This is a genomic window from Nocardia sp. NPDC004340 (genome assembly GCF_053602575.1).
Map to the genome: position 1 here is coordinate 683,805 of NZ_JBSGDW010000003.1, position 13,320 is coordinate 697,124.

The following is a 13,320-nucleotide window of genomic DNA, read 5'->3' on the forward strand; positions in this document are numbered from 1 at the left end:
GAATCGGGCTACGCGAGCCGCGCCGCCAGGCGGGTCGCGTTCATGTAGGCGATGGCCTCGATGCTGACCATCGGGTTCACCCCCGACGAGGTCGGGAAGCAGGAGGCGTCGGCCACCACGATATTCGGCACATCCCAGGTGACACCGTCGGGATTCGTCGCCGAATCCGCGGCGGAACCGCCCATCCGGGCCGAGCCCATGATGTGCAGCGCGCCCATCGAGCAGCGGCCCGGCGCGTACCCGGCGGCGGCCGCCCGGGCGGCGAAGTCCTCGTGGCTGCCCTCGACGCCCGGCGCGTAGCCGACGCCCGCCTGGTGTCCGGAGGAGATCCGCTGCGCGCCCGCCGCCTCCAGAATGCTTGCGGCATTGACGATTCCGGTGTGCATGTGGGCGGCGTCGCGGGCCGAGAGCCGGTAGCGCACCACGGCCTCGCCCTGCTTGTCGGTCTCGACCGAGCCGTGGTCGCGGTCGCGGGTGATGACGCCGACGGCCACCGTATTGGCCAGTTTCAGCATGCGGTCGCGATGCGCGGCCGCGCCCGTCCAGGCCTGGAAGCCCACCGACATGCCCGGGGTCATGGGCCCGGTCTCGTAGATGACGCCGTAGCCCTTGCCGTCCAGGTCGCGGTCCTGTTTGGAGTAGCGGGTCTGCAGGCCGCCCTCCCACGGGCGGATCTCCTCGTCGAAGACGCCGAACACCGCGGTGGCCGGATGCAGCCGGAGATAGTCGCCGATGGCACGATTCGTCAGGCCGGAGCGGCGCAGCAGGGCGGGGGTCTGGATCGCCCCGGCCGCGACCACCACCGCGCGGGCGCGCACCCACACCGAATGCCCGTCCGCCGTCACGGCTTCCACGCCGGTCGCGGTGCCATTGCTGACCTCGATGCGCCGCACGTCGGTGCCGACGAACAGGCGTGCGCCCGCCGCGGCCGCGTCCGCCAGCCAGGTCTTGACCGCCGACTGCTTGGCTCCGATGCGGCAGCCGAAACCGCAACGCCCGCATTCGATTCCGGCATCACAGTCACGGACGTTGCGGGGCAGCGGCTCGACGTGCCAGTCCAGCTTGCGCAGGCCGCGTTCGAGGATCTCGTCGCGGCGCGAGGCGGGCGAATGGTCGAGGTTCACCCCGAGCCGGGACACCACCGCGTCGAGGGCGTCGGTGTACTCCTGCTCGGCGAACTGGCTCGCACCCAGCCCGGCCCATTCCGCGCGCACGTCGTCCGGGGTGCGGAAGGAGGTGGTCCAGTTGACCACCGTGCCGCCGCCCAGCGCGCTGCCCGCCACCAGGCTCAGCTGACCTTCGGCGGTGACGGCCGGGCCCGGCGCGTACAGCTTCAGGAACCCTTCCTTCTCGCCGATCCCGAAGTCCGGGTCGTCGAGGTAGTCGCCGCGTTCCAGCACAACGACATCCAGGCCCGCCTGGGCCAGGACCGCCGCGGCCGTGCCACCGCCCGCGCCCGACCCGATCACGACCACATCGCACACGACGGTCGTGTCGGAATCCGGCCGCTCCGGGCTGAGCCCGCGTTTCGCACCCTCCACCGGGCCGAACGCGGGCGGGAAGCCCATCTTCTCCCACATCGGATTCACCCCGGTCGGCCCCGGCGTCAGGTAGTAGGAGGTGACCGCCGCCCCCTTCAACGCCTGGAACAGCGCCCGCTTCTGCTCGATCCGGGAGTTGGCCATCGCGAGCAGCGTTCGCTCCCGTTCCTCGGCGCCGAGCCGCGAGAACTTGCGCCACCCCGCCCCGTTGAGCGCCCCGAACACCCGCGAATCCCACACGCGCATGAGCAGTTCGAACTGCCGCCGCTCCGCCTCCCGAGGATTGCGTCCGAGCAACTCGGTGACCGTGTCGACGACCCCCAACGCGGAAGCCGCCGCCACCTCACCCCCGTCCCCCGGCGCGAAAGTGTCACAAACCATCTCGAGTACGGCCCGCCGCGCCGCATCTGAACCCATGCCGCCATCATGCGCTACCCACCCGCCCCTGTCCCGGCAATTGCGGCACACCGCCCTCACATGCCGACCGCCCGCATCCACCTACTCTCGAATCGTTCAGTCAGCCCCTATCGAACAGGACCGGTCGTGACCCTCGAACAGAACTGGGATCGCATCCGCGAGACCGTATCTCGCGCCGCCCACTGCACCCTCGCCTCCACCGATCCGGACGGCACGCCGACCATCGCACCGATCGGCACGGTGTTCCTGCGCGACGACACGACCGGCTTCTACTTCGACCAGTACGCCGAGGCGCTGGGCCGCAACCTGGACCGCGATCCGCGGGTCTGCCTGCTGGCCGTGAACGGCCGTGGACTGTTCTGGTTCCGTTCATTGCTGACCGCGCGCTTCCCGTCGCCGCCCGGAGTCCGGCTCTACGGCACCGCCGGGCCCCGACGCGCCGCGACCGAGGACGAACTGCGGCGGGTGCGGGCGCGAGTGCGACTTCCCGCGCGGCTCCCGGGCGGGAAATTGTTGTGGTCGGACTTCTCCCACGTCCGCGACATCAACTTCACCGACTTCCGACCGGTTCGGTACCCGCACATGATGTCCCACCTCTGGCAATAGCGCGCCGTCCGCTGCGCGGAGTTGGCACGAATCGACACTTCTCCGGCGCACGCCGGCGTGCGACAGTTGCTCGGCCAATGCTGTCGGTGCCGACCGAATGTGGGTTGAAGGCATGCTTATCGCGATCTGGGTGGTACTGCCGTATGCGGCTGTCGTGTCGTGCGCGGTCGGGCACCTATGGCGGTACCGGCGCGACGGTTTCCGCGGTTATCTGTACGGGCCGCACATCGACAAGGCGCAACGGATCGGGATCGCGGCCGTACGCATCGGATTCCCCGTGGTGTTCGCGGTACGGGTTGCGGAGATGCTCGCCTCGGGACCACATATGCGGCCCGAGCACAACATTCACGTGCTGCTGTCGGCGGTCCAGATCGTGGCCGCGCCCGTCACCGTCGCCGGAGTGGCACTGATCCTGATCCCCCCACTGATCTCCGCCGACATACGACACCGAGTCACCCCCCTCGACCGGCTCACGCTGCCCCTGCTCAGCGCCGCACTCCTCTCGGCAGTCCTGGTCACCTTCGACGGCACCGCCACCGACGGCCGCTACCGCGCCGCCGAAACCCTCTTCCCGTGGGCGCGTTCACTGCTCGCCCTGCACCCCGATCCCTCCGGCATGGATCACGCACCACTCCTCTACCAGGCACGTGGACTGATCGTGGTGGCGATCATCGCGATCTGGCCGTACACGCGCCTGGCCGGCATCCTCAGCGTCCCGCTGCTGCGCGTCGCCCGCCAGGCCGCAGCCGCCCCGTATCGGTCCGCGCCAACGGCCTGATCCCTCCCACACCGTGATATCCGAGAGGTAGCCCCCATTACTCAGAACGGCCCTTGCGCGCTCGGCAGATCGATTGTTCGAACATGCGCGTGCCATCACCTTGAATGCGAGTAATGCGGTACTCATGAAGTTGCGGGCGGAAGCGCCAACACTCGAGGAATGGCGCGCATATTCCTCAGCCATTCCAGCCGGGACAACCGGCAGGCCATTGCGCTGAAGGCCTGGCTCGTCGCACAGGACCCCGCTCTCGCCGACGAGATCTTCCTCGATCTGGACCCGGACACGGGGATAGCCCCCGGAGTTCGATGGAAAGACGCCCTGGTCCGAGCCAATTCCCGCTGCGAGGCCGTGATCTGCCTGCTGTCGGAGAACTGGGATTCCTCGCCGGAATGCCGCGCCGAGGCGCGGACTGCGGAGAACCAAAACAAGCGGATCTTCGCCGCCCGCCTGGAACCGTTCGTGAGCCGCGAATCCACCCGGGACTGGCAGCAATGCGACCTCTTCCCCACCGGACCGACAACAGCGATACCCGTCACCGGGGGCCCGCCCGTCGAATTCTCGACCGACGGGCTTCGACTGCTGCGGCGGGGTTTGCTGGAAGCGGGAATCGGAGCCGAATATTTCGAGTGGCCGCCGGACGATGACTCCGGGCGGGCGCCCTACCGGGGGTGGGCCCCGTTCGAAGCGGTCGACGCGGCCGTGTATTTCGGCCGGGACGCGCAGATCGTGCGCGGCCTGGACATGCTGCGCGGCATGCGGGCCTCCCACGTGGAGAACCTGTTCGTCATCCTCGGCCCGTCGGGCACGGGCAAATCGTCGTTCCTGCGGGCCGGACTACTCCCCCGCCTGCGGCGCGACGACAGGCACTTCCTGGTGCTCGACATCATCCGCCCCGAACGGGACGCGGTCACCGGCCCGGTCGGCCTGGCCGCATCCCTGTACGCGGTGCGCCGGCGGCTGAGACTGGCGAAACCAACCCTCGGTGCGATCAAGGCGGCCTGCGCGGCCGACCCCGCGCAGGTCACCATCTGGCTGCGGGAAGCGCGGGACGCCGCGACGGCGGCGACGCCTGATTCCAGCGACACCGTGCCTCCGACGATCGTGCTCCCGGTAGATCAGGCCGAGGAGCTGTTCGGCAGTGAAGCCGGCCGCGAGGCCGGTCTGTTCCAGTCGCTTCTCGCCCATCTGGTCGACGACGGCCTGGATATCATTGTCGCACTGACCATTCGGGCCGATCGCTACGAACCGCTTCAAACCTCACCCGCCCTCGCCTCGGTGAAGAGCGTGGTGTTCGACGAGTTGCGACCCCTGCAGCCGGCGCGGTTCGCCGAGGTCATCCAAGGGCCGGCGGAGCGCGCCACCGCAGCGGGCAATCGGCTCGCGGTGCGCGAGGATCTCGTGGAACGACTGCTCGCCGACTGCGCGGACAGCGCCAACCCACTGCCACTGCTGTCCCTGACACTGTGGCGGCTCTACCTCGACTACGCCGCCGCCGGCGCACTTACCAGCGCCGACTACACGGCCATGGGCGGGATGGCGCACGTGGTCGAATCGGAGATCGATTCCATACTCGCCCAGGACGATTCGGAGAAGCAACAACAACTCGCGCACTTGCGCGCGGCCTTCGTGCCCTGGCTCGCCACCATCGCCGCGGACAATGATCAGCCGCTGCGGCGGATCGCGCGCCTCGCCGACCTGCCGGCCACCAGCCGCCCGCTCATCGCCGCGTTCGTCGACCACCGCCTGCTGGTCCAGGACGAACGCCGCGGCGAGACCACCATCGAGGTCGCGCTGGAAAGCCTGCTGAGCGAATGGCCCGCACTCGCCCAATGGTTGCGCGAGGAGGCCGCCGATCTGCGGACCGCCGACGGCCTCGACCGCGCCGCCACCGAATGGGAGGCCAGCGGCCGCGACGACGCCTGGCTGATCGAGGGCACCCGGCTGAGCGAGGCCGAGAAGGTCTCCGCCACTCCGGGTTTCGCCGATCGCCTGGCCTGCGCGCGCGAGTACCTCACCGCCTCCCGCCAACGGCAGGACGCCGAGGACGCCGCCGAACGGCAGCGGCGCGAGAAGGAACTGAACGACGCCCGCGCCTACGCCGACGGGCTGCGCCGACGGACGCACATCCTGCGGGCGGTCCTGGCACTCACCGTCATCGCGGCCCTGGTCGCCGGATTCTTCGCGGTACGAACCACGCTGGCACAGAACGAGGCCGATCGGCGGCTGCACGAAGCGACCGCCCTGCGCCTGGTCTCCGAAGGGCAAGCCATGCTCGCCGGGATCCGGCCCGGTGGTGACACGCGAGCCATCCAGCAGATCCTCGCCGCGCGTCGGATCGGATCACACCCCGACGACGGCGCGGTCCTCGACGCGCTTTCGACGACATCTGCCGAGATGAAAATACTCGGTACACCAGCACATGACACTGTCACGGCATTCACCGTCAGTCCCGATGGGCGGCATGCGGCGTCAGCGAGCAAGGCGACGGTACAACTACGGGACAGCGTTACCGGCCAGACCACAGGCCCGCTACTCACCACGAACAACAAGAGTGCCGTGAACGGCCTGGCCTACAGCGCGGACGGTCGCCGACTCGCCGCCGCGGACAATGACGGAACGGTCCAGATATGGGACGTCCAGAGTGGTTCGCAAATCGCCGGCCCGTTCAAGACCGGAAACGGGGCGGTCGTAGCGGTGGCATTCAGCCCGGACGCACGTCATCTGGCCGCAAGCGTGTTCCCGGGCGCGATCCAGATATGGGATGTCGGTGCGGGACAACAGCTTCGCACGATCCAACTCACAGACATGGCCTGGCGTATCGCCTTTCTGCCGGAGGGAAACCGTATCGTCACCACGACGAATTCCGGCCTGCGACTCTGGGACACCGAATCCGGCACGACGGTCGCGCAGACCCCGGACCAGGAAGACAAGACCGCATTGGCTGTCGCTGTCGCTCCGGCCGGTGGCCTCATCGCATCCAGCGGGTACGACAATCTCGTGCACTTCTGGGACGCGACAACCCTCCAGCCGGCAGGGGCTGCGCTCAGCGGTCACGACGATGCGGTGAATGCGATCGGATTCAGCCCGGATGGGCGCAATGTCGTCTCCGGCAGCTCGAACGGAACGATTCGGCTGTGGGACGTCGCATCTCGGCAGCCGACAAGCACCCCCATGACCGGACATCACAGCAGCGTCAAGGGCGTCGGCTTCACCGCCGATGGACACGGAGTGCTGTCAGGCGGCGACGAAACCATCCGGGTGTGGAACGCTGACACCGCGGCCACCATCGGGACAGTGATCGCAGCGGGCGATACATCGGTGATGTCGGTGCATTACAGCGCGGACGGTACCCGCCTGGTAACCGCTGGCACCCGGAATGATCCAAGTTCGAGTCTGCCCGGCGTCATTCGCATCTGGGACGCCGCGACGGGAGCCCTCGTCCCGAGCATCAGGAGGGACGGCGCGGTACCTGTGAATGCGGTCTTCAGCCACGACGGCGCCCGCATCATTACCGTGGAGACGGCATACAAGAGACCGACCGATCGGATCGCTGTCACTTCCTATGATCTGATCCCCATTTACACCGTCGCGACGTTCGACGCGAAGACCGGTGCACCTGTGGCCGAACGGGAGATCGGCGCGCAGAAGACGTCGAGCTCGGTGCTGAGTCCGGACGGAACCCTGCTGGCCACCGTCGGCGGAGTGTTGCCGGCCAATCTTCTGACCGACGGCTTCCAGGCTTACGACCTGACGTCCCCTTCCTTCGGACTCGATCTCAGTGTGATGTTGTGGGATCCGAGAACCGGAACCCAGATCGGCACACCGATCGACGAGCATTCGATTGTCAACGCCGTGGCCTTCAGCCCGGACGGCCGGCACCTCATCACCAATGGCGGACTTGGCAAAATCAAGGTCTGGGATGCCGACACCCATCATCAGGTCGGCGAGCCGATCTCCGACACCACCAATGCGGAATTCCTGACGTACAGCTACGACGGCCGGCGAATCGCCTCGGCGAGCCCGGAGTCCATCCGGCTGTTCGATGCTGATTCCCGGAAGCTGATCAGTGACTCGATCACCGATCCCACGAGAGCCATCACGGCCATATCGTTCAGCGCCGACGGCAGATACGTGATCGCGGGGTCCGGCAAGTCGGTCCGGATCTGGGGCGCGACATCGGGGCTTCCGGTCGGCCGACCGATGGTCGGCCCGGCCGACACCATCAGGGCACTCGCCGTCAGCCCCGACGACCGCCGACTCGCGACAATCGGATCATCGTTCAGCGCCGAGGGACACGCAATCATCCATCTCTGGCCCGGTCCCGCCGCCTGGCCGGACCGGTTGTGCGACAAACTCACCGCCAATATGAGCCACAAGGAGTGGAACGAGTGGGTGTCCCCGGATATCCCCTACCGCAAGGCCTGCGACAGCCTGCCGGTCGCCTCGGACACCGGCACGTGAGCGGGAACGACGATCAGGTCGTCGCCGAGATCTGGGCCGACCGGCTGCGCTGGTCACAGGCGGCCTGCCGGCTCAAGCGCCGCCTCGATCGCGCACGGATCACGGCGTTCACAGCCAGCACTATCGGCGCGCTGTGCACGACCGCGGCTGCGACGGTAGCGTATTCGGGCGGTGTGGCACGGACCTGCGTCGCGGCGGTCGGCGCGGTGTGCCTGGCCCTTGCCGCTTTCGTCGGATTCCAGTACCTGACCCCGGATGCCATCCGGGCGTGGACGCGGGCACGGGCGACGTCGGAGGGCCTCAAACGACTGACCTTCGAGTTCCGCGCGGGCGCCCATACCAGCGTCGACGCCCTACGCCACGAGATGACCGAAATCGTCACGGCCGCCGCGGATCTGCTGCCGTACGTCGACGACGCTGCCACCCAGCCGACCCCACCTCCGACCGCATTGACGCCGGAAACCTATGTCCGGCAACGAATCCAGGGGCAGATCGACTACTACCGGCCGACGGCCCGCCGATACACGCGGTACGCGGCGCGGTGGCGCCGGTTCGCGATCGCGCTGGGCATGGCGACCGCGCTCGTCGCGGCCGCCGCGGCCATCACGTCCGGCACCGGCCCCACCGCCCTGGCCCCCTGGGTCGCGGTCCTGACCACGGCCACCGCCAATGTCGCCGCCTACCTGACCGCCCAGCGCTATGACTACCTCGCCATGACCTACCTCACCACCGCCCACCGCCTCCGCGCTCTCGCCGACGACTGGGCCGCCGGAGTCCACGCCGACTGGCCCGCGTTCGTCGCCGCCTGCGAATCGGTGATCGCCACCGAGAACACCGCCTGGATGGCCAAGTGGACCGAGGGGTCCGCCGCTGGTTCCTGATCGGCATTCGCTTGCCGAGGCAACGGAGCCGCACTGCCCGCGCCGACGGCCCGATCATTCCCGGAGGCGGGCTTCGAGGCCGCTAGAGTCGGGCGAGAAACGGTTCGCCGGTCACCACCCACGCCCGATGGGAGCCACCGTTATGCACGATGACCGCCGGTTGATCGAGGGCAGGCTCGGGCGGGTGCTCGACCGCATCAAACCCGCCGTATACCCGGAATCGACGCCGATGCGGGTGTCGATCTGGGAGGCGCCGGGCGAACCGGTGCCGGTGGCCGAGGGGATCGCCGCGCCGCGCACGCCGACCGCGCCGGGCACCCCGTGGGGCGCACCCTGGGGCACCAGCTGGCTGACTGTCGAGGGCACGGTCCCGCCGGAGTGGGCGGGACGCACCGTCGAGGCCATCATCGACCTCGGGTTCGATGCGAACCAGACCGGATTCCAGTGCGAGGGTCTGGTGTATCGGCCCGACGGGACACCGGTGAAGGGGCTGCATCCGCGTAATCAGTGGGTGCGGATCGCCGCCCCGGCGCGCGGCGGCGAGCAGGTGCTGTTTCATGTGGAGGCGGCGTCGAACCCGATCATCCCGTTCTTCGGGCCGACCGGGCTCGGCGACCTCGCCACCGCGGGCAGCGGTCCCCAATACCGTTTGGGGCGAATGGATCTCGTCGTCTTCGATGACGATGTGTGGCAGCTGGTCCAGGATCTCGAGGTGCTCGGCGAGCTCATGCACGAGATGCCCGAGGACCCCGCTCGCCGGTACGACATCGTGCGGGCCATCGAACGCGCCCTCGACGCCATCGACCTGCAGAAGGTGAACGCCGGGGCCGCGGCCGCCCGCGCCTGCTTGACCGAGGTGCTCGCGCGCCCGGCCGTGCCGTCCGCGCACCTGATCTCCGCGGTGGGGCACGCCCACATCGACACCGCCTGGCTGTGGCCGCTGCGCGAGACCGTGCGCAAGGTCGCGCGGACCACCGCCAATATGACCGCGCTGCTCGACGCCGAACCCGACTTCATCTACACCATGTCCCAAGCGGTGCAATACGACTTCCTCAAACAGCACCGGCCCGAGGTGTACGCCCTGGTCAAGGAGGCGGTGGCCGACGGACGCTTCGTGCCCGCCGGCGGCATGTGGGTGGAATCGGACACCAACATGCCCGGCTCGGAGGCCATGGCCCGCCAGTTCGTGCACGGCAAACGGTTCTTCCTCGAGGAATTCGGCGTCGAGAACGACGAGGCGTGGCTGCCCGACACCTTCGGCTTCGCCGCCGGACTGCCACAGATCATCAAGGCCGCCGGATCCAAATGGCTTCTCACCCAGAAGATCTCGTGGAGCCAGACCAACACCTTCCCGCACCACACCTTCCTGTGGGAGGGCATCGACGGCACCCGGATCTTCACCCACTTCCCGCCCGTCGACACCTACAACTGCTCCATGCAGGGCCGCGAAATCGCCCACGCCGCCAAGAACTTCAAGGAGAAGGGCCGCGCCAACCGGTCCCTTGCCCCGACCGGCTGGGGCGACGGCGGCGGCGGGACCACCCGGGAGATGATCGCGCGCGCCGCCCGACTGCGCGACCTGGAGGGCTCACCGAAGGTGACCTGGGAGCGGCCCGCCGACTTCTTCGCCGCCGCCGAGGCCGAATACGCGAACGCCGCCGTCTGGGTGGGCGAGCTGTATCTGGAACTGCACCGCGCCACCCTGACCAGTCAGGCCAAGACCAAACAGGGCAACCGGCGCAGCGAGCACCTGCTGCGGGAAGCCGAACTGTGGGCGGCCACCGCGGCCGTCCGCACCGACTTCGAGTACCCCGTCGCCGACCTGGACCGGCTCTGGAAGACGGTGCTGCTGCACCAGTTCCACGACATCCTGCCCGGCTCGTCCATCGCGTGGGTGCATCGGGAAGCCGAGGCGACGTACGCGCGGGTGGCCGCCGAACTCTCGGCCATCATCGAACGGGCGCAATGGGCGCTCGGCGGGGAACGGTCCGGCTCCCACGTCTTCAACCCGGCCCCGCACACCTGGCGGGGCGTCCCGGCCGGCGGCGCGGGACCGGTGGTGCCCGGCCGCGGCGCCACGGTGACCGAGCGGCCGGACGGCGGATTCGTGCTCGCCAACGACCGGACCCGCGTCGAGGTCGACGCGCGCGGACTGGTCGTGTCGGTTTACGACCTCGGGCAGCGGCGCGAGACCCTGCCGCCGGGCGCGGCCGCCAATCTGCTCCAGCTGCACCAGGATTACCCGAACTCCTGGGACGCCTGGGATGTCGACCAGTTCTATCGCAATACCGTCACCGACCTCACCGAGGTGGACTTCCTGGTCGCGGAGTCCGGCGCCACCACCGACGTCTCCCTCCGCATCGGCCGCTCCTTCGGCTCCTCCGCCGTCGAGCAGGTCCTCACCCTGCGCCCGGACACCGGGGCGCTGGAGATCGCCACCACGGTCGACTGGCACGAGACGGAGAAGTTCCTCAAACTCGCCTTCCCCCTGGACATCCACGCCGACCGCTACGCCTCCGAAACCCAGTTCGGGCACCTGTACCGGCCCACGCACACCAACACCAGCTGGGAGTACGCCAAGTTCGAGGCCTGCAATCACCGCTTCATCCACCTGGCCGAACCCGGCTGGGGCGTGGCCCTGGTCAACGACTCCACCTACGGCCACGATCTGACCCGCGCGGTGCGGCCCGACGGCGGCACCACCATCACCGTCCGCGCGTCCCTGCTGCGCGCGCCGCGGTTTCCCGATCCGCAGACCGACCACGGCGCACACCATTTCCGGCACGCGCTGCTGCCGGGCGCCTCGATCACGGATGCCGTGCGCTCCGGGTACCGGATCAATCTGCCGCCGGTCACCCCGGGCGTCGCCGAACCCGTGGCGCCGCTGTTCACCGTCGACAATGACGACGTGGTGACCAGTGCCGTCAAATTGGCCGAGGACGGATCCGGTGATGTCGTGATCCGGCTCTACGAAGCGGGCGGCGGTCGCGCGACCGCTTTGCTCACACCGGATTTCGGGTACACCGGTTATCGCCGCTGCGACCTGCTGGAGCGGCCTTTACCCGAGGAAAACGTCACGGAATCCGCCGAGGAGGGAATTCGACTGCGCCTGCGGCCTTTCCAGCTCGTCACGCTCCGATTCACCCGGTAAACCATTGCCGTCACCGGCTTTTCAGGCGGACCTCACATAATCGAACCGGCGGCTGCTCTGATCCAGTGAGCGGAAATTCCCGACCTGCGTTCCCTGGGTCGGGCAGAGGAGGATCGTGCTCTTGACCATCGAGGTCGTATTCTCGGGCCGCGCCGCGTCTTCACCGCTGTCGGCCATGCGCAGGGTGGCGGTGAATCCGCCCGACGGAATGACCGCGTACAGGCCCTCGCCGTTCCCGAACCGGGCGCTGTGAAAAGTGAGACCGCCCGCTCCGTCGAAACTCAGCACGGTCCCGGGTTCACCCTCGACGGCGAATTCCCCGCGGTAGTCCCCCAGGCTCGATCCGCAGGTGCCCACGGCCGCGCTCATCGGCGCGTTCGCGGTCACCGCGGCGGAAACCGCCAGCATGAGCGCCGCCGCGACGGCGATCCTCGAACCAGGTCCAGCAGCCATCGTGCATCCCTCCCGGTCGGGTCCTCCCGGCAGTCCACAATAGAAGCGGACGAAACACCCTCAGACACGCCGGTTCGTAACCGAAACGTGGTCTGGCACAGTCCATAACACAAAGGACTGAAAACACGCCGTTCCGACCGATTAGTTTGTCTGTGCCACAGTGGAATTCACCGAACTATCCACACGATCAGCAGGTCGCGACATTCCGGTGATTCGGCAATACCACCAATTGCTCGGAGCTGGTTGTAGCGTCGTACGACATGACGCAAAAGAAAGCGATCGGCCTGCTCGTCAGTGCGTTCGTTTGTGCGGCCGTATTCACCATGAACCCGTCCGCGGCATGGGGATCCGGCGACGTCGGGACCCCCGCGGCTCCCGGAGCAGTAGCGCCCAACGGCCCGGCCGGACCCGCCGGAGTCGCCCCGGAGCGGATCGTCCCGGCCCCGCCGCCCGCCGGTGCCTTCCTCTGCCCGACTCCCTGATATCTTCGTCCACCACTACCCCCGAAAAGTCCACCCAGACCGGCTCGTGCCGCGCCCGCCAGAAATCGGGTCCGCGGCACGAGCCATTCGGGTTCTACGGGGAATTCAGGCCGCCAGGGCCGACGACAACCGCCGCAGCTCCGCGGCCGGTTCGGCGACATCCACCACCAGGCGCGTGAAATCCGCGCCCGCCAGTTCGATCAGCACGCCGTGACCGTCGAAACGGGTGTCCCAGAACTCCTTGCGGCCCTTCCCGCGGAAGATGCCCGCGGCGATCACGCCCGGGAAGAACGTGCCCGGCGTCCGCAGCCACGGCGGGCGCAGATCCACGGGGGCGGGCGCGACGGCGGTGACCTGGGCCAGGTCGAAGCTCACGTGGTCGCGCAGCGCGAGCAGTTTGTGCGCACCGGTGACCCGCGCCGTCACAGTGGTTCCGGTGACCTCGAATTCGACCATTCCGCACCTCGCACGCTCGCCCGACACTGTCTGCCATCCACATTGCCGGGCGAATCTGGTCGTAGCCTGAGGGTTTCCTGACGCTTCTCTCAGG

At 68.4% G+C, this 13,320-nt stretch carries 9 protein-coding genes; 6 read left to right on the forward strand and 3 right to left on the reverse strand.

Going from position 1 to position 13,320, the window contains the following annotated elements; all coding sequences use genetic code 11:
* Positions 1-8 precede the first annotated feature (8 nt).
* The gene (locus ACWEOI_RS15265) at positions 9-1,958 is read right to left on the reverse strand and encodes a GMC family oxidoreductase (protein ID WP_452359968.1); all 1,950 of its coding nucleotides are present in this window, start codon (positions 1,956-1,958) and stop codon (positions 9-11) included.
* 126 nt (positions 1,959-2,084) lie between these two features.
* Here ACWEOI_RS15265 and ACWEOI_RS15270 point away from each other — a divergent pair, with 126 nt between their 5' ends.
* The 5 genes from ACWEOI_RS15270 (at position 2,085) to ACWEOI_RS15290 (ending at position 11,835) form a co-directional block, all read left to right on the forward strand.
* On the forward strand, positions 2,085-2,564 hold the full coding sequence (locus ACWEOI_RS15270) for a pyridoxamine 5'-phosphate oxidase family protein (protein WP_452359969.1): 480 nt from the start codon (positions 2,085-2,087) through the stop codon (positions 2,562-2,564).
* 112 nt (positions 2,565-2,676) lie between these two features.
* Entirely contained in the window at positions 2,677-3,342 is a 666-nt protein-coding gene (locus ACWEOI_RS15275; RefSeq protein ID WP_452359970.1) for a respiratory nitrate reductase subunit gamma, read from the forward strand.
* A gap of 159 nt (positions 3,343-3,501) precedes the next feature.
* Positions 3,502-7,803, forward strand: coding sequence for an nSTAND1 domain-containing NTPase (locus tag ACWEOI_RS15280; RefSeq protein ID WP_452359971.1), 4,302 nt, complete (start codon positions 3,502-3,504; stop codon positions 7,801-7,803).
* On the forward strand, positions 7,800-8,684 hold the full coding sequence (locus tag ACWEOI_RS15285; protein WP_452359972.1) for a DUF4231 domain-containing protein: 885 nt from the start codon (positions 7,800-7,802) through the stop codon (positions 8,682-8,684). Before ACWEOI_RS15280 ends, ACWEOI_RS15285 begins: the two co-directional genes overlap by 4 nt.
* A 142-nt stretch (positions 8,685-8,826) precedes the next feature.
* Positions 8,827-11,835: an alpha-mannosidase gene (locus ACWEOI_RS15290; protein WP_452360156.1), complete on the forward strand. Its 3,009-nt coding sequence runs from the start codon at positions 8,827-8,829 to the stop codon at positions 11,833-11,835.
* Between the two features lie 21 nt (positions 11,836-11,856).
* On the opposite strand, the gene ACWEOI_RS15295 is transcribed toward ACWEOI_RS15290, so the two are convergent.
* On the reverse strand, positions 11,857-12,288 hold the full coding sequence (locus tag ACWEOI_RS15295; protein ID WP_433666279.1) for a hypothetical protein: 432 nt from the start codon (positions 12,286-12,288) through the stop codon (positions 11,857-11,859).
* Positions 12,289-12,548: 260 nt separating this feature from the next.
* On the opposite strand from ACWEOI_RS15295, the gene ACWEOI_RS15300 reads away from it, so the two are divergent.
* Positions 12,549-12,770 carry a hypothetical protein gene (locus tag ACWEOI_RS15300; RefSeq protein ID WP_433666280.1) on the forward strand — a complete coding sequence of 74 codons (222 nt, stop codon included), beginning with the start codon at positions 12,549-12,551 and terminating at the stop codon, positions 12,768-12,770.
* Between the two features lie 105 nt (positions 12,771-12,875).
* Here the strand turns inward: ACWEOI_RS15300 and ACWEOI_RS15305 are convergent, their stop codons facing one another.
* A complete protein-coding gene (locus ACWEOI_RS15305; protein ID WP_433666281.1) occupies positions 12,876-13,226 on the reverse strand; it encodes a hypothetical protein in 351 nt (116 codons plus the stop codon).
* Positions 13,227-13,320: the final 94 nt, after the last annotated feature.